The 23,095-nt window shown below is 71.3% G+C and carries 23 protein-coding genes and 3 tRNA genes; 17 read left to right on the top strand and 9 right to left on the bottom strand.

Translation table 11 applies throughout. From position 1 onward, the window contains the following. Positions 1-26: 26 nt before the first annotated feature. The 5 genes from EIY87_RS01500 (at position 27) to EIY87_RS01480 (ending at position 7,596) form a co-directional block, all read left to right on the top strand. The gene (locus EIY87_RS01500; protein WP_125305828.1) at positions 27-1,289 is read left to right on the top strand and encodes a helix-turn-helix domain-containing protein; all 1,263 of its coding nucleotides are present in this window, start codon (positions 27-29) and stop codon (positions 1,287-1,289) included. Positions 1,290-1,307: 18 nt separating this feature from the next. Beyond that, positions 1,308-2,432, top strand: a complete 1,125-nt coding sequence (locus EIY87_RS01495) for a sensor histidine kinase (RefSeq protein WP_125305827.1) — start codon at positions 1,308-1,310, stop codon at positions 2,430-2,432. 94 nt (positions 2,433-2,526) lie between these two features. Then, complete coding sequence (locus tag EIY87_RS01490; protein ID WP_125305826.1) at positions 2,527-3,933, top strand: hypothetical protein; 1,407 nt, start codon at positions 2,527-2,529, stop codon at positions 3,931-3,933. Next, positions 3,930-4,904 (top strand): glutamate ABC transporter substrate-binding protein, encoded by a 975-nt coding sequence (locus EIY87_RS01485; RefSeq protein ID WP_191983908.1) that lies wholly within the window; start codon positions 3,930-3,932, stop codon positions 4,902-4,904. Before EIY87_RS01490 ends, EIY87_RS01485 begins: the two co-directional genes overlap by 4 nt. A gap of 55 nt (positions 4,905-4,959) precedes the next feature. Then, the gene (locus tag EIY87_RS01480; protein ID WP_125305825.1) at positions 4,960-7,596 is read left to right on the top strand and encodes a serine/threonine-protein kinase; all 2,637 of its coding nucleotides are present in this window, start codon (positions 4,960-4,962) and stop codon (positions 7,594-7,596) included. 28 nt (positions 7,597-7,624) lie between these two features. Here the strand turns inward: EIY87_RS01480 and EIY87_RS01475 are convergent, their stop codons facing one another. Beyond that, positions 7,625-8,218, bottom strand: coding sequence for a PaaI family thioesterase (locus tag EIY87_RS01475; protein ID WP_191983907.1), 594 nt, complete (start codon positions 8,216-8,218; stop codon positions 7,625-7,627). 237 nt (positions 8,219-8,455) lie between these two features. Between EIY87_RS01475 and EIY87_RS01470 the strand changes: the two genes are divergently transcribed. Further along, entirely contained in the window at positions 8,456-9,790 is a 1,335-nt protein-coding gene (locus tag EIY87_RS01470) for an MFS transporter (protein WP_125305824.1), read from the top strand. A 339-nt stretch (positions 9,791-10,129) separates the two neighbouring features. Here EIY87_RS01470 and EIY87_RS01465 read toward each other — a convergent pair whose 3' ends face one another. The 4 genes from EIY87_RS01465 to EIY87_RS01450 form a co-directional block, all read right to left on the bottom strand. Continuing rightward, positions 10,130-10,600, bottom strand: coding sequence for a hypothetical protein (locus tag EIY87_RS01465; protein ID WP_125305823.1), 471 nt, complete (start codon positions 10,598-10,600; stop codon positions 10,130-10,132). 5 nt (positions 10,601-10,605) lie between these two features. Beyond that, the gene (locus EIY87_RS01460; RefSeq protein ID WP_125305822.1) at positions 10,606-11,157 is read right to left on the bottom strand and encodes a SigE family RNA polymerase sigma factor; all 552 of its coding nucleotides are present in this window, start codon (positions 11,155-11,157) and stop codon (positions 10,606-10,608) included. Between the two features lie 108 nt (positions 11,158-11,265). Next, entirely contained in the window at positions 11,266-11,559 is a 294-nt protein-coding gene (locus EIY87_RS01455) for a hypothetical protein (RefSeq protein WP_191983906.1), read from the bottom strand. Positions 11,560-11,717: 158 nt separating this feature from the next. Continuing rightward, positions 11,718-12,929, bottom strand: coding sequence for a L,D-transpeptidase (locus EIY87_RS01450; protein ID WP_125305820.1), 1,212 nt, complete (start codon positions 12,927-12,929; stop codon positions 11,718-11,720). A 457-nt stretch (positions 12,930-13,386) separates the two neighbouring features. On the opposite strand from EIY87_RS01450, the gene EIY87_RS01445 reads away from it, so the two are divergent. After that, positions 13,387-13,590: a cold-shock protein gene (locus tag EIY87_RS01445; RefSeq protein WP_003097368.1), complete on the top strand. Its 204-nt coding sequence runs from the start codon at positions 13,387-13,389 to the stop codon at positions 13,588-13,590. A gap of 91 nt (positions 13,591-13,681) precedes the next feature. Here EIY87_RS01445 and EIY87_RS01440 read toward each other — a convergent pair whose 3' ends face one another. Continuing rightward, positions 13,682-14,116, bottom strand: a complete 435-nt coding sequence (locus EIY87_RS01440) for a hypothetical protein (RefSeq protein WP_191983905.1) — start codon at positions 14,114-14,116, stop codon at positions 13,682-13,684. Between the two features lie 654 nt (positions 14,117-14,770). Here EIY87_RS01440 and EIY87_RS01435 point away from each other — a divergent pair. The 9 genes from EIY87_RS01435 (at position 14,771) to EIY87_RS01395 (ending at position 18,790) form a co-directional block, all read left to right on the top strand. Beyond that, on the top strand, positions 14,771-15,025 hold the full coding sequence (locus tag EIY87_RS01435; protein WP_086860904.1) for a hypothetical protein: 255 nt from the start codon (positions 14,771-14,773) through the stop codon (positions 15,023-15,025). A 150-nt stretch (positions 15,026-15,175) separates the two neighbouring features. Beyond that, the gene (locus tag EIY87_RS01430) at positions 15,176-15,949 is read left to right on the top strand and encodes an SCO6745 family protein (RefSeq protein WP_125305818.1); all 774 of its coding nucleotides are present in this window, start codon (positions 15,176-15,178) and stop codon (positions 15,947-15,949) included. A 99-nt stretch (positions 15,950-16,048) separates the two neighbouring features. Next, positions 16,049-16,121, top strand: a tRNA-Glu gene (locus EIY87_RS01425). A gap of 21 nt (positions 16,122-16,142) precedes the next feature. Next, positions 16,143-16,216 (top strand) — tRNA-Asp (locus EIY87_RS01420). Between the two features lie 31 nt (positions 16,217-16,247). Then, positions 16,248-16,321: transfer RNA gene (locus EIY87_RS01415), tRNA-Phe, on the top strand. A 259-nt stretch (positions 16,322-16,580) separates the two neighbouring features. Beyond that, complete coding sequence (locus tag EIY87_RS01410) at positions 16,581-16,934, top strand: hypothetical protein (protein ID WP_125305817.1); 354 nt, start codon at positions 16,581-16,583, stop codon at positions 16,932-16,934. Then, the gene (locus EIY87_RS01405; RefSeq protein ID WP_125305816.1) at positions 16,935-17,513 is read left to right on the top strand and encodes a class I SAM-dependent methyltransferase; all 579 of its coding nucleotides are present in this window, start codon (positions 16,935-16,937) and stop codon (positions 17,511-17,513) included. A gap of 107 nt (positions 17,514-17,620) precedes the next feature. Next, the gene (locus tag EIY87_RS01400) at positions 17,621-17,971 is read left to right on the top strand and encodes a YciI family protein (protein ID WP_125305815.1); all 351 of its coding nucleotides are present in this window, start codon (positions 17,621-17,623) and stop codon (positions 17,969-17,971) included. Between the two features lie 33 nt (positions 17,972-18,004). Next, the gene (locus EIY87_RS01395; protein WP_125305814.1) at positions 18,005-18,790 is read left to right on the top strand and encodes an arylamine N-acetyltransferase family protein; all 786 of its coding nucleotides are present in this window, start codon (positions 18,005-18,007) and stop codon (positions 18,788-18,790) included. Here the strand turns inward: EIY87_RS01395 and EIY87_RS01390 are convergent. Both EIY87_RS01390 and EIY87_RS01385 read right to left on the bottom strand, forming a co-directional pair. Next, positions 18,784-21,105, bottom strand: a complete 2,322-nt coding sequence (locus EIY87_RS01390) for a sensor domain-containing protein (RefSeq protein WP_125305813.1) — start codon at positions 21,103-21,105, stop codon at positions 18,784-18,786. The two genes, EIY87_RS01395 and EIY87_RS01390, sit on opposite strands and share 7 nt — an antisense overlap. A gap of 44 nt (positions 21,106-21,149) precedes the next feature. Next, positions 21,150-21,878 carry a rhomboid-like protein gene (locus tag EIY87_RS01385; RefSeq protein WP_225439634.1) on the bottom strand — a complete coding sequence of 243 codons (729 nt, stop codon included), beginning with the start codon at positions 21,876-21,878 and terminating at the stop codon, positions 21,150-21,152. Positions 21,879-22,048: 170 nt separating this feature from the next. Here EIY87_RS01385 and EIY87_RS01380 point away from each other — a divergent pair, with 170 nt between their 5' ends. Next, complete coding sequence (locus EIY87_RS01380; protein WP_125305812.1) at positions 22,049-22,561, top strand: hypothetical protein; 513 nt, start codon at positions 22,049-22,051, stop codon at positions 22,559-22,561. On the opposite strand, the gene EIY87_RS01375 is transcribed toward EIY87_RS01380, so the two are convergent. After that, entirely contained in the window at positions 22,562-23,008 is a 447-nt protein-coding gene (locus tag EIY87_RS01375; protein ID WP_125305811.1) for a pyridoxamine 5'-phosphate oxidase family protein, read from the bottom strand. Positions 23,009-23,095 lie beyond the last annotated feature (87 nt).

The raw sequence follows: 23,095 nt of genomic DNA, 5'->3' as shown, positions 1-23,095 counted from the left end.
AGGAGGCAGAGCGCAAGGAGTGGCGGTTGGGTCAGCGAGACCTCGAGGCAGCGTTGCCGGCCGGGGCCGACCCCCGGCGGCACGCCCGTGTCCTCGCGCAGGTGCACGAAGCGGCCCTGGCCGGAAAAGCCCTGCCCAGCCGCCCGCGGGCGGTCATCGGCGCGTCCTGGCAACGGATGCGCCGGCTCGGCGTCGACCCGGACGGCCGCGCGCCCGCGCCCGTCCTGGGCGCCGAAGAGCTGGAGACGCGCCGCCGCACGAGTGGGCTGGCCGAAGCCCTGCCGACGCTGCGCGGGGGCCTGCTGACCCTCGCCGAGCAGGCCGCGCACATCATGGTGATCGTCGACGCGGGCGGCCAGGTGCTCTGGCGCGACGGCAGCGCCGCGGTCCGCCGCCGCGCCGACGGGCTCGGGTTCGTCGAAGGCGTCGACTGGCGGGAAGAGTCCGTCGGCACCAACGCGATCGGCACCGCGCTGGTCGCGCGCCGCCCGGTCCAGGTCTACTCCGCCGAGCACTACGTCCGCGCCCAGCACTCCTGGACGTGCGCCGCCGCGCCGCTGCACGATCCGCGGGACGGCAAGCTCCTCGGCGTCGTCGACCTCTCCGGTCCGGCCCCGACCGTCCACCCGACGACGTTGGCGCTGGTCGACGCCGTGGCGCGGCTCGCGCAGGCGCAGCTGCGCACCACCCACCTCACCGAGCTCGAGCGGCTGCGGGGCTTCGCCGCGCCCGTGCTCGGCAAGGTCGGCGGGCCGGCCGTGGTGGCCGACGAGCACGGCTGGGTCGCCGCGGCCGCCGGCCTCGCGCCGGTCGACCGGATCGCGTTGCCGACCGGGCTCAAACCCGGCCGCGTCTGGCTGCCGGCGTACGGCAACTGCGCTGTCGAGCCCGTTCCCGGCGGCTGGCTGATCCGGCCCGCCGAGGACGACGCCGCGCCGCCCACCCGCGTCGTGCTCGACGTCCGGTCGCCGCGCGAGCCCGAGCTGACCGTGGCCGGCGCCACCGGCACCTGGACGCACCGGCTCAGCCCGCGCCACGCCGAGATGCTGTACGTGCTGGCCAGCCACCGCGACGGCCGGTCGGCCTCCGAGCTGTCGGCCGACCTGTTCGGCGACGCCGGCCGCACGGTCACCGTCCGCGCCGAGATGTCCCGGCTGCGCCGCCACTTCGGCGGCATCCTCGACGCGAAGCCGTACCGCTTCGCCGACGACGTCGAGGTGCTGGTCCGGCGGCCGCCGGACCCCGAAGCCGTGCTCCCGCACTCCCTGGCCCCGGCGATCCGCGGCTGATCCGGGAAAGATGGGGGCGTGCCGAAACGTCCCCTGCTGCCGGACACCATCGCGCCGAGCTGGCTCGTGGTGCAGCTGCTCGGCACGCTCTTCTTCGCCCTGACGCTGCTCACCGCGCGCGAGCCTGCCCCGGGCGTCTGGGCCGCTTACGGCGTCGCGAGCGCCTGCTGGCTGGGCTTCGTCGTCCTCGCGCCGAGGCTGCCGAAGACGGCCGCCGTGCTGCTCGCCGTCGCGAGCGCGCTGCCCGCGGCGCTGGTCGGGCGGGCCGCGGACTCCTCGGCGATCATCCTGTCCGCCGTCGCGCTCGGCAGGCTCGCGACGCTGACCACGACCGGCGTCGGCGTGATCCTCGGGATCGGCCTGCTCGACATCGCCCTCGCGGTGACGTCGCACGTGCTCGCCGGGCACGGCCCCGGCGCGGCGCTCGCCGAACCCGCCGTGCTCCTGCTGCTCGTCCTGGTCGGGCTCAACCGCCGCCAGTACGAGGTGCAGGCGAAGCAGGCCGAAGCGCTGCTCGAACAAACGCGGCTCGCGCAGGCCGAGCACGCGCGCGCCGCCGCGCTCGACGAACGCACCCGGATCGCCCGCGAACTCCACGACGTCCTCGCGCATTCGCTGGGGGCGCTGGGGGTCCAGCTCGAATTGGCCGAAGCGCTGCTCGCCGAAAAGTCCGATGTGGACGGTGCGCTGCGGTCGGTCAAGCGGTCGCGCCGGCTCGCCGCCGACGGGCTCGCCGAGGCGCGGAACGCCGTCGCCGTGCTCAGACGGGACATCCCGCCGCTGGCCGACGTCCTCGCCGCGGCCGCCGCCGCGCACGCCCGCGACCACGGCGTGTCCGTCACCTTCGCCGCCGACGGCGAGCCGCGCCCGCTGCCGTCCGCGGTGGTCGTCGCGCTCGCCGGCACCGCGCGGGAGGCGCTGACGAACGCGGGCAAGCACGCGCCAGGGGAGGACGTCGAGGTGCGGCTGGGCTACGCGCCCGAGACCGTCCGGCTCGACGTCCGCAACACCCTCGGTGTCACTCGAACAGGTGAAGGTTTCGGGTTGGCCGGGATGCGGGAGCGGCTGGCGCTGGCCGGTGGCACCCTGGAGGCCGGTCCCGACGGTGGTCAGTGGCGCGTCCTGGCCGAGGTGCGGGCGTGAGATCACGTGCTGGTGACAGCGGGCGGTGCCGGTGCCCGCGCGGACCGCGGACCGGCTACCTTCTGCGGGTACCGCTTTTGGGGAGGAATCGGGGATGACCAGCACTGCGACGGCCCCGGGTCCGACGGCGCCCGCGCCGGGACCCCCGCCGCCGCCACCGGAAGGCGGGGGCCGCAGCGGCCTGCTGGGGCTGCTGGACCTGCCGGGACAGGGCGTCCGCGCGGTCGTCCGGTCCGCCGCGACGACCCCGGGCAGGCTCACCGTCATCGCCGTCGGCCTGGTGCTCCTGTCCCTCCTCGCCGGCCTGGTCGCGACGCTGTCGGTGCAGGACCGCGACGACACGATCACCGGCGTCATCGACCACCGCGAACCCCTCGCCGCCGCCGCGCAGCAGGTCTACCGCTCCCTCTCGGACGCCGACGCGACCGCCGCGAGCGCGTTCCTCTCCATCGGCACCGAGCCGCCGGAACTGCGCCAGCGCTACGAGCGCGACATCGCCGAAGCCGGCGCCGCGCTCGCGAAGGCCGCCTCCGACGCGTCCGACGTCGCCGACGCGGCCGCCCCGGTCGACGTCCTCAACCAGTCGCTGCCCGTCTACACCGGGCTCGTCGAGACGGCCCGCGCGAACAACCGCCTCGGCTACCCGGTCGGCGCGTCCTACCTCCGCGAGGCCTCCGAGCTGATGCGGGCGAAGATCCTGCCCGCCGCGCAGGACCTCTACCGCGTCGACACCGAGCGGCTGATCGACGAGCAGGACAGCGCCACCGGGTTCCCGTGGCTCGCCACGATCCTGGTGGTCGCGCTGCTGGCCGCGCTCATCGCCGCCCAGGTCTACCTGACCAAACGCACCAACCGGCTGCTCAACGTCGGGCTCGTCGTCGCGACGGCCGCCGTCGTGGTCTCGCTGCTGTGGGGCGCGGTCGCGCTGATCGTGCAGGGCAGCCTGGTCGGCAGCGGCCAGGACGACGGCTCGCACCGCGTCGACGTGCTGGTCCGCGCGCGCATCGCCGCGCTGCAGGCCCGCGCCGACGAAACGCTCACGCTGGTCGCGCGCGGCGACGGCGCCGCGTACGAGAAGGACTTCGGCACCAACGCGGCCCAGCTCGTCGGCCCGGACGGCCAGGGCGGCCTGCTCGGCGAAGCCCGCGGCCTCATCCAGGGCGGCGAAGGCGCCACGAAGGTCGCCGACGCCGCGAAGGCCGCGAACGACTGGCTGAAGGCGCACAAGGAAGTCCGCGCCCAGGACGACGCCGGCCAGTACCAGGAGGCCGTCGACTTCGCCGTGCTGGAGGACAAGACCGACGGCTCGGCCCCGGCGTTCCGGCGGCTCGACGACAGCCTCCAGGCGGCCATCGACGTCGGCAGGCAGGAATTCCTCGACGACACCCACAACGGCGACCGCGCGCTGACGCTGCTGGCGCCCGGCCTGGCCGTGCTCGCGGTCGTCGCCGCCGCGGGTGTCACCATGGGGATCCGGGAGCGACTGAGGGAGTACCGGTGAGCAGGCGGGGGAACACGGTCCGGGCGGGCGTGCTGGCGGTCGTCGCGCTGCTGGTGGCGTCCTGCGGCAGCCCCGGGAAGCCGGTCGACCCGGCCCCGGTCGGCAACGCGGCCTGGCCGCAGCCCGCGCACGTGGGCGGTCCGGACGCGGCCGCCGGCGGTGGCGGCGACACCAGCTGCAACCCGCTGGCCAGCCTGCAGCCGGACAAGGGGACGTCGATCCCCGACGGCTCGACCATGGCGAAGATCAAGGAACGCGGCAAGCTCATCGCCGGCGTCGACCAGACCACGTACCTGTTCGGCTTCCGCAACCCGACCTCGGGCAACCTCGAGGGCTTCGACATCGACCTCGTCAACGAGATCGCCCGCTCGATCTTCGGCGCGCCCGAAGGCCGCGTCCAGTTCCGCGCGATCACGTCGTCGCAGCGCCAGGACGTGCTGATGCAGCACCAGGTCGACATCGTCGTGCGGACCTACAGCATCACCTGCGCGCGCAAGAAGGACGTCCAGTTCTCCTCCGTGTACTACGTCGCCGGGCAGCGGCTGCTGGTGACGAAGGAGTCGAAGGCGACCAAGCTGGCCGACCTGAGCGGCAAGAAGGTGTGCGCGGCGAAGAAGTCGACGTCGCTGGCGAAGATCGCGACGGACCCGGCCAAGCCGCAGGCGATCTCGGTCGACAACTGGTCGGACTGCCTGGTGATGCTCCAGCAGGGCCAGGTCGACGCGGTTTCGACCGACGACACGATCCTCGCCGGGATGGCCGCGCAGGACCCGACGCTGCAGGTCGTCGGCGACCAGTTCACGCAGGAGAACTACGGCATCGGCGTGCCGAAGGACAACGAGGACATGGTCAAGTTCGTCAACGCCGTGCTCGAGAACATCCGCAACAGCGGGGCCTGGCAGAACAGCTACCGCCACTGGGTCGAGTCGTCGCTGGGGCCGGCCTCGCCGCCGCAGGCGCAGTACCAGTGAGCGGGCCGCGACTAGGATCGGTTCCCGCACGTCGGCGGGGATCTGGGAGGTAGCAGTGTCGGAGGAACCGCGCCGTCCTCGGCACGCCGCGCCGGACGACGAAAAGCAGCCGGGCGGCAGCTGGCAGCCGCCACCACCGGTGCGGTGGGAGACGCCGGAGCCGTCGATCTCCGGCCGCCTCGACGACGGCGAGCCGTCCCGCGGCGAGGAGACCGTCTTCCACGCGCCCGTGCGGCGCCCGCCGACGCCGCCGCGGGGCGCGCCGATCCCGGGCGCGGACGACCCGACCAAGCCGCCGGGCAGCATGAACCCCGTGCTGCCGCCGGTCCAGCCGGTGCCGACGCAGGCCGTCCGCCCGCCGCAGCCCGACGAGCCGCAGCTGACGAGCGTGCTCGCCGCGCCGGCGCCGGAAACCCAGAGCATCATGCCGCCGGTGCCGCGGCCGGACACCGGTCCCGGCACGCCGCTGCCGGACCCGGGCACCGAAAGCGTGCTGCCCGAGCGCACCAGCGAAGGACGGCACACCGGAACCGGCACGGGCACGGGAACCGGCAGCGGCTCGGACTCCCGCTCCGGCGCGTTCCCCGGCACCTCGCGGCGGACGTCGTCGCGGACGTCGCGCTCGCGTCGCGGCCGGCTCGGCGCCGGGCTGGTCGAAGTCCCGCCGGTGCCCGCGCGCGACCCCGCGTCGGCGGTGCTGACGAACCCCGTGGTGTCGGAGGAAAAGCGCTTCTGCGGCAACTGCGGCGCGAAGGTCGGCCGCGGCAAGGACGGCAAACCCGGTTCGCCGGAAGGGAAGTGCGAGAACTGCGCCACGCCGTTCTCGTTCCTGCCGAAGCTGCAGCCGCACGAACTCGTCGGCGGCCAGTACGAAGTGCTCGGCGCGATCGCCTACGGCGGGCTCGGCTGGATCTACCTGGCGCAGGACCACAACGTCAGCGACCGCTGGGTCGTCCTCAAAGGACTGATCGACACCGGCGACGCGACGGCGATGGCGGCCGCGGCCAACGAGCAGCGGTTCCTCGCCGAGGTCGAGCACCCGAACATCGTCAAGATCCACAACTTCGTGCAGCACCCGGACGCGCACAGCGGCACCACCGTCGGCTACATCGTCATGGAGTACGTCGGCGGCCAGTCGCTGCGGCAGCTCGCGCTGGCGCACCACCGGGAAAGCCGCCGCCCGGAGCCGCTGCCGATCGGCCAGGTCATCGCGTACGGGCTGGAGATCCTGCCCGCCATGGGCTACCTGCACAGCCAGGGCCTGCTCTACTGCGACCTCAAGCCGGACAACGTCATCCAGACCAACGAACAGCTCAAGCTGATCGACCTCGGCGCGGTCCGCCGCACCGACGACTACGAGAGCCCGCTGTTCTTCACCACCGGCTACAGCGCGCCGGAACTGCCGACGCAGGGCGCGTCGATCGCGTCGGACCTGTTCACCGTCGGGCGCACGCTCGCCGTGCTGAGCTTCGAGTTCACCGGCTACACCACCAAGTTCAAGACCACCCTGCCCGGCCCCGACGCGGTCCCGCTGTTCGCGCTCTTCGGCTCCTACTACCGGTTCCTGCGGCGCGCGACGCACGCCGACCCGGACCGCCGGTTCCTCTCCGCCGAGGAGATGGCCGACCAGCTCACCGGCGTGCTGCGCGAGATCATGGCGCTCGGCACCGGCAAGCCGCGGCCCGGCGCGTCCACCGTGTTCGGCCCGGAGATCCGCACGTTCGGCGTCCAGCTGGTGGTGCCGGAAGCCGGCGAGGCCGTGCCGCTGCCCGGGGCCGACGAGGTCGTCGCCGGCCTGCCGATCCCGCAGGTCGACACCGACGACCCGGCCGCGGGCGTGCTCGCCACGACGACCACGCTCGAACCGCGCGGCGCCATCGAGGCCCTCTCCGGCGCGCCGCGGGAGTCGATCGAGGTCCGGCTGCGGATCGTGCGGGCCCGGATCGAGCTGGGCGAGCTGGCGGAGGCGCAGCGGCAGTTGCAGGCCGCGCAGTACCTGGCGATCAAGAACGGCTTCCCGCACGACTGGCGCATCGACTGGTACCGCGGCCTGATCGAGCTGGCCGGCGGCCGGTCGCGGGTCGCGCACGTCGCCTTCGAAGCGGTGTACGACGACCTGCCCGGCGAGATCGCGCCGAAGCTCGCGCTGGGCGTCAGCGCCGAAGGCGTCGGGGACTACTTCGCCGCCGCGCGCTTCTACGAGCTGGTCTGGCGGACCGACCGCACCTACGTCAGCGCCGCCTTCGGCCTGGCCCGCGTGTACCTGGCGCAGGGGGCGCGCTCCAGCGCGGTCGAGGTGCTCGAGACCGTGCCGGCGTCGTCCACCCACTACGTCGACGCGCAGGTCGCGGCGATCAGGATCAAGACGACGGTGACCAAGGCCAAGGGCCGCGAGACGCCGGTCACCGAGCACGACCTGCTCGACGCGTCGGCCCGGCTCGAACGGCTCCGGCTGGACGTCGAGCGCCGCACCCGGCTCACCGCGAGCGTGCTCGAAGCCGCGCACGAATGGCTGAAGCAGGGGCGGCCGACGCCGGGCTCGCAGGTGCTGGGGTGCGCGTTCGAAGAGCGTGAGCTGCGGTTCGGCCTCGAGCGGTGCTACCGGGCACTGGCCCGGCTGGCGGGCACGGTCGAGCAGCGCGTCGAGCTGGTCGACCGGGCCAACGCCATCCGGCCCCGGACCCTCACCTGAGGCGTAGCTTTCACGTGAAAGCTACGCCTCAGGGGTTGATCTCCCAGTCGCGTTCCGCGCGTTCACGCTGGTTCTTCGCGTGCTGCTCGGCCAGCTTCTCCAGCGCCTGCGGGTCGCCGTGCGTGCTGAAGTGCTCGAAGCCGACGACGACGAACAGCGCGCGGGCGCTGACCGCGATCGGGCCGTCTTCGGCGTCGAGGCGGCCGTCCGCGCTGACGTAGATCTTGCGGCCGGCGACGCCGTCCAGCCGGGTCTCGATGAACAGCGTCGTCCCGACCGGCACCGGACGGCGGAAGTCCGTCTCGAGCTTGCCGGTCACCGCGGGGCGGCGCATCAGGTTGCCGACCGCCGAGCCGAGCGCCTCGTCGAACGCGCAGGCCAGCAGGCCGCCGTGGGCGAGCCCGGGGGCGCCCTGGTGGGCCGAAGTGACGGTGAACCGCGAGCGCACGACCTGGCCCTCGCCGACCGTCGAGCGCAGGTGCAGCCCGGCGTCGGCCTCGTCACCGCACCCGAAGCACTCCGCGAAGTGCACGCCGAGCTCGGTGCCCGGCGCCGGCGCCTTCGGGTGCGGGACCGCGGGCTCCACCGCCACCGGCGGCCACGGTTGAGAAACACGACTCATGCGCTGACGTTAACCGGCGGGTAAACCGGGGCCGCGTCCGGCCCGGACCGGGTACCTGCGGGCTACATCTCTCAGTAGCCGGAAAGTTCCCCACCGTAGAAGTTTCGCGGCTCAGACTGCCGACCTGCGACGACCGGTCAAGACTGGGTTGATGAGCTCGAACGGCCCAATGGGCACTGCGCGGAGGAGGTCGTCGCCGGCATGAGCGAACCAGCAGCAACGACGGGCAAACCGTCAGTGGACGAAAGAACCGTCAAACGCGCCGTCTGGGCGTCGGCCATGGGCAACGCGACCGAGTGGTACGACTACGGCGTCTTCACCTCGGGTGCGATCGCCACCAGCATCGGCACGCTGTTCTTCCCCGGGGAAGGCAACGCGGTCCTCAAGTCGCTGGCGCTGCTCGCGGTCGGGTTCATCGTCCGGCCGTTCGGCGGGGCGTTCTTCGGCCCGCTCGGCGACAAGATCGGCCGCAAGCGGGTCCTCGCCATCACGATCCTGCTGATGTCCGGCTGCACGTTCCTGGTGGGCGTGCTGCCGACGTACGCCGGCGGCTACAGCATGGGCATCGCGGCGCCGATCGCGATCCTGCTGCTCCGGATCATCCAGGGCTTCTCGACCGGTGGTGAATACGGCGGAGCGGCGACGTTCATCGCGGAGTACTCGCCGACGAAGCGCCGTGGCTTCTTCGGCAGCTTCCTCGAGCTCGGCACGCTGGGCGGTTACGTCCTCGGCAACCTCGTGGTGCTGTCGGTGACGCTGTCCCTGTCGGCCGACCAGGTCGACGCGTGGGGCTGGCGGATCCCGTTCTTCGTCGCGCTGCCGCTCGGCCTGATCGGGCTCTACCTGCGGAACAAGCTCGAGGACACCCCCGAGTTCCGCCGGATGGAGGCCTCGGGCGGCAAACCGCAGAAGGCGCCGCTCAAGGAGATCCTGACCCGCAACTGGCGGATGATCCTCAACCTGATCGGCATCGTCCTGCTGCTGAACGTCGCGGACTACCTGCTGCTGACGACGATGCCGACGTACTTCACGGACACGCTGAAGATCAACGACAACACGTCGACGCTGATCATCATCGCCGTCGAAGTCATCCAGATGGCGATCATCATCCCGCTCGGGGCGCTGTCCGACCGGATCGGCCGGAAACCGCTGCTGCTCACCGCGGCCATCGGGTTCCTGGTGCTGAGCTGGCCGTGCCTCAAGCTGATGCAGTCCGGCAGCATCCTGTGGCTGTTCGTCGGGTTCCTGGTCGTGGCGATCCTGCTCGTCTTCATCCTCGCGGTGATCGGCTCGACGTTCCCCGCGATGTTCCCGACGCGGGTGCGCTACGGCTCGTTCGCGATCGGCTACAACATCTCGACGTCGCTGTTCGGCGGCACCGCCGGGGTCGTCGTGACCGCGCTGATCAAGAGCACCGGCAACGAGGACTGGCCGGCGTACTACCTGATGGCGGCGGCGCTGATCGCGATCATCCCGATCATCAAGATCCCGGAGACGTCGCAGGTGCCGATGGACCAGATCGAAACCGAGGACAGCGGCAGCAAGCTGGCTTCCGCGTCCGCTCAGCGCTGAGCGGACGCCCGATAGACGTGTGCCCCGTCCGGATCACCGGGCGGGGCACACGTGCGCGCTGAGGTCAGTTCGCGTCGCTCCGAGGAGTGAAGCGCTTGCGGGACCAAGCGGCGAGCGCGCCCGCTACAACGACAGCGATTCCGGTTTCGACGATGAGTGCGGCGAACACCATGTGCTTCCTCCTCGGTTTCTCGGGCCGGCGCGAGGCGTCCGGCTGAGCAGTTGTCCGGTGTCCGATCGGAACACCACAGGGCATATCGCCACGGGGAGGCCGGGTATTTCGTCAGGAACCCACCTTCGGACGGTGATCTGCGGCACAGGCCCTGAGCTGCGAAAACGCTAGCGGGACGTGCTCGCGACCGGGGGTGAGGGCACGGTTTCCGTGGGTCCGGTGGAAGCGCGGGTGGTGGTCGGCTCCGCCCGCTGCGTCGCGCGGCCCGCCGACGACGGCGGCGGCTGCGGGGCCCGGGTGGCGCGCGCGGGCGTGCTGCGTTCCGGCTGGGCGGACGGCGGCGCGATCGACGTCGGCGGCGCGACCTCCGGCGCGGGGGAGCTGGTGCCGATCGTGGACAGGCCCGGCCCGGCGGGCAGCACCGGCTCCGGCGGCCCGGCGCGGTGACCGGCCAGGAAACCGGCCACCGCCAGGACGACCGCCGTCGCGGCCGAGGTGCTCGCCACGGCGAGGCGCTTGCGCCGCCGCCGGACCCGGCCGCCGCGCTCGATCACGTCGGCGGCTTCGAGGCGCATCGGCGGCTGCGCGCCACCGGCCGCGCTCGTCAGGTACGCGCGGACGTCGTCTTCGGGGTCCATGTTCGTCACCTCCCCTCCGTGGGCGCGCTGAAGGTCAGCGCGTAGTGCGGGCCGAGCCGGTTGCGCAGCGTCGCCAGGCCGCGGGAGGCCTGGCTCTTCACCGTGCCGGTGCTGCAGCCGAGCGCCTTCGCCGTCTCCTCGACGCTCAGGTCCTCGAAGTACCGCAGCACCAGCACGGCGCGCTGCTTCGGAGCGAGTACGGCCAGAGCCTGCCGGACGAGTCCGTCCTGGTCGCTCGCGGCCGGTTCCGCCGGCAGCTCCGGCGGGGTGTCGGTGAGCCGCTCCCGCTTCCACCTGCTGCGCCGGTGCTCGGCGAGGAACGTGCGGAGCACGACCTTGCGGGCGTAGGCGTCCAAGGCGTCGTGGCGCGACAGCCTCGGCCAGGCGAGGTACAGCTTGAGCAGCGCGGCCTGCGTGAGGTCCTCGGCCTGGTGCCAGTCCCCGCAGAGCAGGAAGGCGGTCGAGCGCAGGCTGTGCGCGCGCTCGCCGAAGTACCGGGCGAACTCGCCGTCCCACGGCGAGCCCGGCCCGGTCGACGGACGGGAGCGGGAGATCACCGAGCTACCCGTTACCGGTCCGGCCAAAAGCAGGCCCGGCCGCGAACGGCACGCAACCGGTGCTACGGGCCGGTTCGGCCGTGGCTGTGGCCGGATCGGTAACCAATGTCACAGCACCCCGATGGCCGGCAGGTGCAGGTCACCGGTCGGGCCGGCCGGCACGGCACGCGGAACGCGCGGGGCCGGGCCGGTGCGCGGGGCGCGGGTCGTCTCGCGCGGCGCGGGCACGGCGGACGGCGGCTGGGGCGCGCGGGTGGCCGTCGGCACCTCGGACGGCGCCTGCGTGGGCCGGACGCTGGTCGGTGGCGCCGGCTGCGCCTGGTCGGCCAGCGCGATGCCACCGGACAGGGCGCCACCGGCGAGCACGAGCGCGCCGAGGGTCAGGGCGATGCGGATGCGCAAGGCAGCTCCTCTTCTCGCGGGCGCGACCGGGATCGTCGCGCCTCTGCCCGTAGTCATGCGGTGGGGCTTCGCCGGGGTTGCACCGGATTCCGGCGGAAACACGAACGGCCGGGAAGCCCGTGGTGGACTTCCCGGCCGCCCGGTCCTCCTCAGTGGCTTCAGCCGGCGAGGGCCGACAGCTTCTGCCAGCTCGCCCAGTCGTAGGTCCAGTCGCTGTAGTCGCCGTCCTTGGCGGTCAGCGTCTGGGTGCTGCCGGTGATCTCGACCGGGTCACCGGTCAGGACGCCGTCGTAGTACTCCTTCGCCCGCGCCGGCGAGAGGTTCAGGCAGCCGTGCGAGACGTTCTTCTTGCCCTGCGCCCACACCGACGCCGCCAGCCCGTGGATGAACTCGCCGTTGTTGGAGATCCGGACCGCCCACGGCACCACGACGTTCTCGTAGTGGTACTTCGGGTTGCTCATCGCGTACGTGGCCTGCTTGCCCATCACGACGTGCACGCCGCTGTGCGTCACGCGGCCCGGGTCGGAGTCGAGGCCGTAGCTCACCGGGTAGTCGGCGATCTGCTGGCCGTCGCGGATGACCTGCATCGTGTGCTGCGTGGTGTTGCCCTTGACGATCTGCGAGCGGCCGATCGCGAAGGTCGCCGAGACGTCCTGCTTGCCGTACGTGCCTTCGCCGACCTTGACGCCGTAGATCTTGGCGTTGACCTTGACCTGCGTGCCGGGCTTGAAGTACTCCTTCGGCCGCCAGTGCACCGAGGTGTCACCGTTCAGCCAGGCCCACGAGCCTTCGGTCTTCGGCGTCGTCTCGACCGAAAGCGCCTTCTCGACGGAGGCCTTGTCCGTGACGCGGCTCGGGAAGGTCAGCGCGATCGGCATCGCGATGCCGTACGTCTGGCCGTCCCCGACGTTCAGGCTCGCCGACATCTGGCGCTTCGGCTTGACGGTGGTGAACGCGCCCCCGATGGCGACGTTCTTGCCGTCGGCGCCCTGCGCGTGGCCGGACCAGGTGTAGGTCTTGCCGTAGCCGAGCTGCTCGGTGGTGTTCCAGCTCTTCTTGTCCGCCGACGCCTGGCCCTGGACCTGCTTGCCGTCCGGGTTCGTCAGCGTGACCGACAGGATGGTGCCGTCGGTGACCTGGACCCCCACCGGTTCGCCGGGCGCCACGTCCTGCGCGCCACCGGCCGGCGTCACCGTCAGCTTCGCGGGCTGCGCGCTGGGCGCGGGAGAGCTCGTCGGGCCCCCGCCCGAAGAGCCGCTCGCCGAGACCGTCGGTTCGCTGCTGCACGCCCCCAGCGTGAGCACGGCGACCAAGCCCAGTGCCACTGCCGCGCCCCGGCGCCGCGTGGAAGTCCTCACCGTCACACCCATTCCCCTTTGCCCCATTTGGTGCCTCCCCCCTTCGAGACGCCTCGTGGACCACCGACGTTGAGCAAGCGTCGCGTGACGAAGGTCACAATGATCGTGGAAGGCTTTCACGGAGGGGGCACGGGCGACTCCGAGCCGTATCCGGTGATCACGGTGTCGCTGTGCTGCGCCAGACTAGCCGGTGGGTCCGACAGAACCGGGCGGGAGCCCTACGACGTTCCGGTGACCTTGGTGCGCAGAGCCGGTTTTCGCCTCGATCACGGGGTTCAACTTTGGCCAGATCCCGGTAGTCTGCTCTCAGGCCGTCGTTTTGCGTGTTAGTGGCTTCACACTCGCGGAACTTCTGACGCGAGCCATGGAGCCGACACGCTCTTGACTCGACTCGTTGGAACCGCCCGGGACGGTCGGGGTGCCGCTTCGGTGGCATTCGAAGCGGATCTGTGTAACGAGGAGTACAGCGGTGGCGCAAGGCACTGTGAAGTGGTTCAACGCGGAGAAGGGCTTCGGCTTCATCGCGCAGGACGGCGGCGAAGGCGACGTGTTCGTGCACTACTCGGAGATCGAGGGCCGCGGCTTCCGCACCCTCGAGGAGAACCAGCGAGTGGAGTTCGAGGTCGGCCAGGGTCAGAAGGGCCCGCAGGCCCAGAAGGTCCGCGCGATCTGACAAACAGGCCCTCTGCGTTTCTTAAGGCCTGAGTGAAGGGCCCCCGGCGATTCGTCGCCGGGGGCCCTTTCTCTTGGGGTTTTCGGGGTGCTCAGCGCCGTCCGAGCGCAGGCGCCTCGAAGGCGTCGGCGGGGAAGTGGAACTCGTCGGTGAGGTCGGTGAGGTCACCGGTCGGCCGGCGCTGGTCCTGCAGCGAGGACGCCTGGCCTTCCCAGTTGAGCCGCTCGAGGATCCATTCCTGGGCGAGCGCCTGGGGCGAGATGTCCCGCTCGGCGGCGATGTCCTTCAGCTGCTGGTTGGCGATGAGGCTCATCCGGAGCTGGATGACCTGCGCCTCGCCGAAGCGCTTGCCGGTCCCGGTGCTCTCGTTGTCGGCATCGGGCGCCAGTGCGGCGAGGTAGGAGGTGAGTTCCTTGTCCTCGACGACACCGTCGTCCGCAGGCTTCGCGGCACCACGATGGCGTCCGGAGGACGCGGCTTTGAGGTTCGTCCGGCTGCTCAAGCGGCCAAGGGAGGGAAGAGGCACGCCAGCCACGATAACGGTTAGGTCTCGCCACACAAACCACTGTGAGCCACGACACGCCCCCGAATATCCCCGTTCAGAGCAACCACCCCCCATTCAGCCCAACCAAACACGCCGCCTCAAAACAGAGGGCAACCCCCGGATAACCGAGCGAATCGATCAAGAAAGCCGCAGCGAACTCGCGAACGCAACTCCGCTCACGAGCGAGGGCGCCCAGCGCCCGAGGCGGAACCACCCTGCCAAGCCGAACCGGAGGCACCGTGGGGGCTCCGGGGGCTCGGCCCCCGGGCGATACGCCGGAATGAACGGGCCGTCGCGAAGGCGAAGCCGAAGCAGGTCGTGGAAATGGAGGACCCCCGCGCCAGGGGGAGGAACGCGGGGGTCGGAGGGGATCTCCACAGGCGCTGACCGGGGGTGTGTCAGCAGTTCGATTGTTGCACGAGTTGCTGGGCAGGGCGAGTGGAGAGCGGGAAATTTCCGCGTGTGGTGTCACTTCGCGGTGGGTGACGTTCGTTCGGGTGGTGCTCTTCTCCGGCTTCGGCGATTGCGCTGCGTTGAGCGGAGCGTGGCCTCAGGTTCACTCTCCGGGGGGCTGTGTGTGGCGGCCGGCGCTGGTTAGCCTCGCGGCCAAGCTGTTGTGAGCCGTGTGGAGGAGCTATGAGCGGGTCTGTTGAAGTGCGGCAGTTCCTCCTTCGGTACGAAGGTGCCGATGGGGGGAGTGCTCCGTTCGCCGGGGCGTTGCCGGCGCAGCGCAGTGGGGCCGGTGACGCGCAGCGGGTGTCGGATGATCAGGTCCGGCGGGCTCGGCTGGCGGTCGCGGCCGGGGCGTTGGGGGTCGAGGACTGTGTTCAGCTGCTGGAGATGCTGGGGCTGAACCTCGATGACGACGGGCAGGCGCCGGTTCAGCGGTGAGCCGGTGGGTCCGGTGTCGGTGCCGGGCCCTTCCCGTGATGTTCTCGCAGGTTGAACGTCTTTCTGGGGAGTAATTGGCGGGTCTTCCCCAGCTCTTTGACGCGGGTTTCGTAACAGTGTTACGGTAGTCGGGTCGAAAGGGGAACGGACATGACGACGGCGAACCGGATCCGGTCGGTGGTGCAGGTGCTGGGCGGCAAGTTCATGACGTCGCCCGAGCTGGCCGCGGTCGAGGCGGAGGTGGGGCTGCCGCCGCGGTCGCTGTACCTGCGGGGGCGGTCGGCGGTGCTCGGGGACGTGCCGCCGAAGGTCGCGGCGGAGCTGTTCGGGATCTTCCCGCACTGGCTGTTCGACTTCGTCCTGCCGTCGGCGACGGCGGCCATCGACGCACCGGCTGCCGTCTGCGCCTACTCGGAGTCATCGGCTCGGTGGTCGCGCGTCAACCTTTCGGCCGTACGGGAACCCGGCCGCCTGGCCGAGCTCCTGTTCCGCGTGGTGGACGCCGCGGACGCGAGCGGGCTGGCGCTGTTCGCCGGCTGGAAGAACGCCGACCGGCCCGACGGCGACATCGAGCGCCTCGGCTTCGCGCTGATGGTCTTCCGCGAGCTGCGCGGCGGCCTGCACTTCGCCGCGTTGCGCGCGCTCGGCGTCACGGTGCCCGAGGCGGTGGTCGCCGACCCCGAAGGCGGACGCGCGCGGCTGCTGCGCACGGCGTGGCCGGAGGACGCGGCCGACGCGCTCGTCGCCGCGGCGGAGCGCAAGCCGGACCTTCGCGAGCGTTGGCTCAAGGCGGAGGCGATCACCGACGCGCGGATCGACGAACTCCTGGCGTCCGCGCTGTCCGAAGGGGAGTCGGCCGAGCTCGAGCGCCGATTGGCCGAACTCGCGGCGTTTGCGCAGGTCCCGGCTCCGGCGGAGGCTTAAGGAACCCCCGGTGTAAAGCGGTGGCGGCGTGCCCTATGCTTGTAATCGCTCCCAGGGGAACCTGAGAGCGCGGTCGGTCGGTCACCCGAAACCGGCCGGGCTCCCATCGTTCAGCGGCCTAGGACTCCGCCCTTTCAAGGCGGCAACGCGGGTTCGAATCCCGTTGGGAGTACGCAGTACAGCAGTAACGCAAGGCCCTGTGGCGCAGTTGGTTAGCGCGTCGCCCTGTCACGGCGAAGGTCGCGGGTTCGAGTCCCGTCAGGGTCGCAAGATCGTTCGGCTCCTCGCCGGCGTTCCCGGCCAGGTAGCTCAGTTGGTACGAGCGTCCGCCTGAAAAGCGGAAGGTCGCCGGTTCGACCCCGGCCCTGGCCACACCCGAAGAAGCCGTCTTGACTCCGGTCAAGGCGGCTTTCTTGTGTCCGGGACCGATCCTTCCGGGCGGCTGGCGCGAGATCAGCTTGGCGCAGCCGATCAAGCCGAAGAAGCCGGGATGGCGCCCTTCGGTATCGGGCTCGGCGCTCTGGAACCTGACGTAGGCCATGCGGTGTTCATAGCGAAGAAATCGGCTGGCCGGGAGATCGGACCGCTCCGTAAGCTCCGGCAGAACTCGGCTGAGCACGAAGGGGGCACGATGGTGCAGGAGCAAGCGACCACTGTGCTGTGGCGGCCGACCGGTCCGGAGGAGATCGAACTCGTCCGGGAGTCCGGTTGGCGGGCCTGGCCACCCCGCCTTCCCGAGCAGCCGATCTTCTACCCCGTGCTCAACGAGGAGTACGCGATCAAGATCGCCCGGGACTGGAACGTCCCGCACCACGGAGTCGGCTACGTCACGCGCTTCCGGGTCGAGACGGCGTTCCTCGAGCGGTATCCGGTCCAGCAGGCCGGTGGCCGGACCATTCTGGAGCTGTGGGTTCCGGCCGAGGAGCTCGACGAGTTCAACGCGCACCTGGCCGGCCCGATCGAAGTCGTGCACGAGTTCCGCTGAATGGACATCTGGGACGCCGAGGCCGACTCCTTCGACGAGCAGCCCGATCACGGGCTGCGGGATCCCGCCGTGCGGGCCGCGTGGGCGGATCTCCTGCTCCCGCTGCTTCCCCACGCTCCCGCCGACGTCGTCGACATCGGGTGCGGGACCGGCAGCCTCGCGGTCCTGCTGGCGCAGGCGGGGCACGCCGTCGTCGGGGTCGATAGCGCGCCGCGGATGCTCGAAAAGGCCACGGAGAAAGCCGGGACCGCCGGCGTGCGCGTGGACTACCGCGCCGGGGATGCCGCCGATCCGCCTTGTGCGCCCGGTGCTTTCGACGTCGTCCTCGTGCGGCACGTGCTCTGGGCCATGCCCGATCCGGATACCGCGATCGGAGCCTGGGTGCGGCTGCTGACACCCGGCGGGCGGCTGGTGCTCGTCGAAGGCCGGTGGTCCACCGGGGCCGGGATCACGGCCGTCGAGTGCGAACGGCTGGTCCTCGCGCACCGGGAAACCACGACGGTGACCCGGCTCGACGACCCCGCGTTGTGGGGCGGGCCGATCGAGGACGAGCGGTACCTGCTCATCAGCCGGCGCTAGGCCGAACGAGTGAACCGCGAAGTCCCCTGTCCGGACCCAGGGGTCAGCACCGACCCACCGGCGAAGGCAGCCCACCAAGGGGCCGCCACCCGAACCGGGGAGACGACATGCGCTACCTCCTGACCCTCCACATGAACCCGACCCTCTGGGCCACCCTCACCGACGACCAGAAGAACGGCGTCTACGAAGGGCACGGCGAGTTCATCAAGCTCATCACCGGCTCCGGCGAGATGGTCGAGACCAAAGCCCTCGCCGAAGCCGCCGAGACCAAGACCGTCACCGTCGAGGACGGCGTCGCCCACACCACCACCGGCGGGTTCGTCGAGTCCGAAGCCTTCCTCTGCGGCTACTACGTCGTCGACGTCGAGAGCGAGGCGCGCGCGGTCGAGCTGGCCGCGAAGATCCCCGACGCCCAGTACACCGCCGTCGAAGTGCGGAAGGTCGTGCACGAAGGTTGACCTCGATCAAGGTCGAGGGTGCAGGGTGGACCCATGACCGATGAATGGGGCATCGACGCCGTCGATCTCGACGCCTACCTGGCGCGCACCGGGCAGCAGCGCCGCCCGCCGTCCGAAGGGGCGTTGCGGGAGCTGATGCGGGGGCACGTCGGGGCCATCCCGTTCGAGAACGTCGACGTCGTTCTCGGGCAGCACCAAGGGATTTCGCTCGACGTGGTGAGCGCCAAGCTCGTCGGGCGGCGGCGGGGCGGCTACTGCTACGAACAGAGTGGCCTCTTCGCCGCCGTCCTCGAGCGGCTCGGCTACACGGTGCACCGGCTTTCGGCGCGCGTGCAGCCGCGGCGGCCCGGGCCGTACACGCACATGACGCTCGTCGTCGAGGTCGACGGCCGCAGCTTCTTCGCCGATGTCGGGTACGGGGCCGGGATCCTCGACCCGATGCCGCTCGTGGACGGCGCGGAAGTCGACCAGGCGGGCTGGCCGCAACGGCTGAGGCACGAGAACGGCTGGTGGACGTTGGAAAAGGACGGTGAGGACATCCTCGAGTTCCGGCTCAACGGCATGCACCCCATCGACTACGAGGTCTACCACCACTACACGTCGACGCACCCGAAGTCGCCGTTCACCGGACGGCTCGTGATCATGACGCTCGAACCGGGCGTCAGCAGGCGGCTCCTCGGCCGCGAGCTGACCGTCGAAAAACCCGGTGGCCACAGCGAAACCACGACGATCGCGCCCGAAGAACTCGACGCGACCCTCAAGGACCTCGGCATCGAGCTGACCGCGGACGAGCTCGAGCGGCTCAAAACCGTTTACTGACCGAACAGTTCGGCCGCCGCGACCGGGCGGCCGAGGTGGTAGCCCTGCGCCTGGTCGCACCCCAGCGACCGGAGCAGGTCCACCTGCTCGGCGGACTCGACGCCCTCGGCGATCACCGTGAGGTCCACGGCGTGGGCCATCGCGATGATGCTCGTGACGATCGCCGCCGCGTCGCGGGATTCGGCGATCCCGGTGATGAACGAGCGGTCGATCTTGAGCGTGTCCAGCGTCAGCCGCCGCAGCTGGGCGAGCGACGAATAGCCGGTGCCGAAGTCGTCGATCGCCAGCAGCACGCCCAGCGACCGCAGGGACGCCAGCACTTCCGCGGCCGCTTCCTGGTCGCGCATCAACGCGCTTTCGGTGACCTCCAGGCACAGCGCGGCGGCCGGGAGCCCGGTGCTCGCCAGCGCGTCCTGGACCGCGGGCACCAGGTGCGGGTCGTCGAGCTGCCGGGCCGACAGGTTGACCTTCAGAGTGAGGTCCAGACCGCCGGTGCGCCGCGCGGCGAGTTCGCGGGTCGTCGCGTGCAGCATCGCCTTGCCGATCACGTTGATCAGGTCGCTCTCCTCGGCCAGCGGGATGAACTCCGCGGGCGAGATCGCGCCCTGCCTCGGGTGCGTCCAGCGCAGCAGCGCCTCGACCGCGACCATCTCGCCGGTCCGCAGGTCGACGACCGGCTGGTACGCGGGCCAGAGCTGGCCGTCGTGGACGGCGTCGCGCAGGTCCTGCTCCATCCGCAGCCGCCGCTGCATGCGCTCGCGCAGGCCGACGTCGAAGAAGTGGTGCCGTCCCCGCCCGAGCGTTTTCGCCTGGTACATCGCGACGTCCGCGTCGCGCAGCAGGTCCTCCGCGCTGCGGGGGTCGGTGCCGCCGACGAGGACGACGCCGATGCTGGCGTCGAGGTGCAGCTGCCTGCCGAGCACGCCGATCGGCTCGGCCAGCGCGGCCCGCAGGTGTTCGGCCAGCGCCCGGACTTCGGCGGGCTCGGTGACTTCGCCGGTGACGACGACGAACTCGTCGCCGCCGAGCCTGCCGACCAGGTCCTCGCGCCCGGAGCTGCGGCGCAGGCGCTCGCCGACGATCCGCAGCACCTGGTCGCCAACCGAGTGCCCGAGCGAGTCGTTGATGACCTTGAACTTGTCGAGGTCGAGGAACAGCACCGTGAGCGCCCCGCGCCGGCGGACGTCGAGCCGGTCGAGGACCAGGGTCCGGTTGGCCAGCCGGGTGAGCGGGTCGTGGGTCGCGTCGTGGGCCAGCCGCGCGCTGATCGCGCGGGTCTCGGTGATGTCCGTGAACGTCGTGACGACGGCCCGCGCCGTCGGGTCGTCCGGGTCCAGCAGCCGCGAGGTCAGCGACACCCAGACGTCCCGCCCGTCCGGCCGGCGCAGGCGCACGACCAGGCCGTTGTGCGTGACGCCGGTGCGCCGGGACTGCACCGACGGCATCTCGTCCGGCGGGATCCAGTGCCCGGACTCGGTGAACAGCACCAGCGTGTGGCACGGGACGCCGAGCAGGTCGGGCTCGGGCACGCCGAGGATCCGGCACGCCGCCGGGTTGGCCGCTTCGATCAGCCCGGTCGGGCCCATCACCAGCACGCCTTCGTCGAGCGACGCGACGACCGTGCGGTAGTTCTGCTCGGCCCGCCGCCGCGCGGTTTCGTCGGCGCAGACGAGCACGTAGCCGTCGTTCATCTCAGCTGCCGAAACGCGGACCGCGAGAGGGGCGCCGTCCCGCCGCCGGTGCACCGCTTCGGCGACCCCGCCGCCGCGCCGGATGGCCGGCAGGTCCAGCGGCGCGCCGACCAGCTCGCTCGCGCGCCGCCCGACGGCCTCGGCCGCGGTCCAGCCGTACACCGCTTCGGCGGCCGGGTTCCAGCTGGTCACGACGCCTTCGCCGGTGGTCGCGATCAGGGCGTCGCTGACGTGCGACACGAGCGCGGCCTGGTAGCGGAGGGCGTCCGCGGCCGCCTTCTTCGCCGTGATGTCCCGCATGACGACCTGGTACGCGGCCGTGCCCGCCAGGCGCACCACGACCGTCTCGACGGCGAACTTGCTCCCGTCGAGCCGGGACATGAGCGCTTCGACCGGCTCGCTCGCCTGCCCCGGCCGGGTCAGCCCCTCGACCTGCCCGGCCAGCTCGGCCTGCGAATCCTCGGTGACGAAATCGGCGAACCGGCGCCCGACGACCTCGGCGGTGCCGCGCGCGGCGAACGTTTCCAGCGCGGCCCGGTTGGCGTAGGTGAGGACGCCGTGCTCGTGGACGCAGATCGCGTCCGGACTCAGCTCGACCAGCTCGGTGAGCGAGTCAGCCTCCATGAGCGTCCGTCCGTCCCCCGTGCATCGCGGCTGTGGCCCGTCGATTACACCACCGACGCCGACGCCTGCCTACCCGCCGCGGCGCGCAGCCGCGGCCCCCAGAACAGCAGCCCGAAGTGCGCGGCGAACGCGTGGCCGAGCAGCGTGACGACCGAATCGAGGGTGGCCGGGTCGTCGCTGATCCAGATCACCGCGATGAACGCCTCCATCGCGGCCAGCGCGACGAGCCGGGCCCGGCCGCGCAGCAGGAACACCAGCGTGCCGGCCGTGGCGAAGAAGCCGTAGCTGACGCCGATGTCGAGCCAGTGCCCGGCCGAGGCAGGCAGGACGTGCGCGCTGATCAGGGCCATCACCGGCAGCTCGGTGGCGAGCGTGGCCAGCACGTGCCCGGAGAAGAAGACGGTCGCCGCGCGGCGGGCGCCGAACCGGCGTTCCAGCGGGGCGACCGCGATCGCGAAGATCACGACGTAGGCGAGCCAGCCTTCGTCGGAGAGCCAGAGCGCGCTGGTCAGCAGCGAGGTGAGCGGGCGCCGCCAGAGGTTGTGGGCGTCGGTGCTGGACAGGCGGAGCAGCCGCTCGGTCACGTCGGGGTCGGCGAACTTGAGGACCAGCGTCGTGCCGAGCAGGACGACGAGGTAGCCGAAGGTGAACGGCGTTGTCTTCGGATTCGGGACGAACCGGGCGAAATGTCGGGCGCTGAAGCGACGCGGGACAGCGATCGCGGGGACCGGCTGTCCGGCTTTCAGCAGCATGGGCTGAGCTTCGCCGGTCATGCTGGGAGTATCACGAGTGTCAGCTTAGAAAACGCTGTGCTTGTCACTCACTGTCAAACTCCCGCGACAAAACAGAGATTTTTACCAGTTCCTCACCCGTTCGGGTGGCTTGTGCGGTAAAAATACGGCCACGATGTCGGCCGAAAGGCCTCTCGGGAAGGTCTGCCGGGGTGAACGACGAGGTATCGGTCGCCGAGCTGCTCGTGCGCGAGGGCTGGGGTGAGCGTTCAGGACCGGGGCAGTCGCGGTGGCGGGTGCTCGCGGTGATGCTCGCCGTCGTCATCGGCTGCGGTGCCGCCGCGGTGCTGGTCGGGCTCGGCGGCAAGGGCACGCCGGACGCGTCGGCGGTCGACCAGATCCAGGTGATCCCGTTCCCGCAGCGCACCACCGGCCTCGGCGGCGCCGACCAGGCCACGGACTCCCCGCCGGAGGGCGGCACCGGCGGCGGCGACGTCGTCCCGGGCAGCGGCGTGCCCCGGGAGACCGTCACCGAGGTGCCCGGCAAGCCCGCGACGACCGAGAGCAGCGCCGACTCCACGACGCCGACGACCACGCCGACCAGTGGCGACCCGTCCGGCTCGGTCACCACGACGCCGACGACGACGGGCGGTCAGCAGCCGACTCGCCCGGCGCCGCCGAAGCCGCCGAAGCCGACGACGTGCCTGCTGATCATCTGCTGGTGATCACGCCAGCTGTTCCGCGAGGTCGCTGAAGTCCGAGGTGTTCCAGCGCTCCGGGCGCATCACGATCGCGATGTTGTTCCCGTGGGTGGCGTCGGTCGCGTCGGTGTAGGCCTCGCTCACGCCCGGCGGCAGGTAGCGCGCGGCGACCTCGTTGCGCTCCGCCTTGGTCATCGGCCACGTCTTCACCACCGGACCCTCGACCGAGACGTACTTGTAGACGCCGTCCTGCTCCTGGACGCACAGCGCGAACCGGCCGGCCGCCTCGATCAGCCGGGTCTTGCGCAGGCCGGGTGAGGTCATCACGAGGACGTCGCCGCCCGGCTCGTAGCGGTACCAGATCGGCGTGGTCAGCGGGGCGCGGCCGGGTTCGCCGGCGACGCTCAGCACGCCGACGCGCGGCTCGGCTAGAAAAGCTTCGCGCTCTTCGCGGGTCATCTTGCGGGCCATCTCGGTCTCCCTAAAGCCATTCGATTTGCTTTAAAGGTAGCCACAGTCGGCGGGCAAAGGCAAGTAGGTTTGCTTTAAGCTGGAGGC

Source organism: Amycolatopsis eburnea, from assembly GCF_003937945.1.
GTDB classification, from domain to species: domain Bacteria; phylum Actinomycetota; class Actinomycetes; order Mycobacteriales; family Pseudonocardiaceae; genus Amycolatopsis; species Amycolatopsis eburnea.
The sequence above is the reverse complement of the archived record's forward strand: the minus strand, read 5'-3'. Positions and strand labels throughout refer to the sequence as shown.

Bases quoted from the DNA above. Each gene is read 5' to 3' on its own strand.
- EIY87_RS01405 (WP_125305816.1), top strand. From the start codon at position 16,935: ATGGACATCTGGGACGCCGAGGCCGACTCCTTCGACGAGCAGCCCGAT.
- EIY87_RS01475 (WP_191983907.1), bottom strand. From the start codon at position 8,218: ATGAGTCGTGTTTCTCAACCGTGGCCGCCGGTGGCGGTGGAGCCCGCG.
- EIY87_RS01410 (WP_125305817.1), top strand. From the start codon at position 16,581: ATGGTGCAGGAGCAAGCGACCACTGTGCTGTGGCGGCCGACCGGTCCG.
- EIY87_RS01395 (WP_125305814.1), top strand. From the start codon at position 18,005: ATGACCGATGAATGGGGCATCGACGCCGTCGATCTCGACGCCTACCTG.
- EIY87_RS01390 (WP_125305813.1), bottom strand. From the start codon at position 21,105: ATGGAGGCTGACTCGCTCACCGAGCTGGTCGAGCTGAGTCCGGACGCG.
- EIY87_RS01450 (WP_125305820.1), bottom strand. From the start codon at position 12,929: ATGGGTGTGACGGTGAGGACTTCCACGCGGCGCCGGGGCGCGGCAGTG.
- EIY87_RS01375 (WP_125305811.1), bottom strand. From the start codon at position 23,008: ATGGCCCGCAAGATGACCCGCGAAGAGCGCGAAGCTTTTCTAGCCGAG.
- EIY87_RS01435 (WP_086860904.1), top strand. From the start codon at position 14,771: ATGAGCGGGTCTGTTGAAGTGCGGCAGTTCCTCCTTCGGTACGAAGGT.
- EIY87_RS01430 (WP_125305818.1), top strand. From the start codon at position 15,176: ATGACGACGGCGAACCGGATCCGGTCGGTGGTGCAGGTGCTGGGCGGC.
- EIY87_RS01400 (WP_125305815.1), top strand. From the start codon at position 17,621: ATGCGCTACCTCCTGACCCTCCACATGAACCCGACCCTCTGGGCCACC.
- EIY87_RS01385 (WP_225439634.1), bottom strand. From the start codon at position 21,878: ATGACCGGCGAAGCTCAGCCCATGCTGCTGAAAGCCGGACAGCCGGTC.
- EIY87_RS01490 (WP_125305826.1), top strand. From the start codon at position 2,527: ATGACCAGCACTGCGACGGCCCCGGGTCCGACGGCGCCCGCGCCGGGA.
- EIY87_RS01465 (WP_125305823.1), bottom strand. From the start codon at position 10,600: ATGGACCCCGAAGACGACGTCCGCGCGTACCTGACGAGCGCGGCCGGT.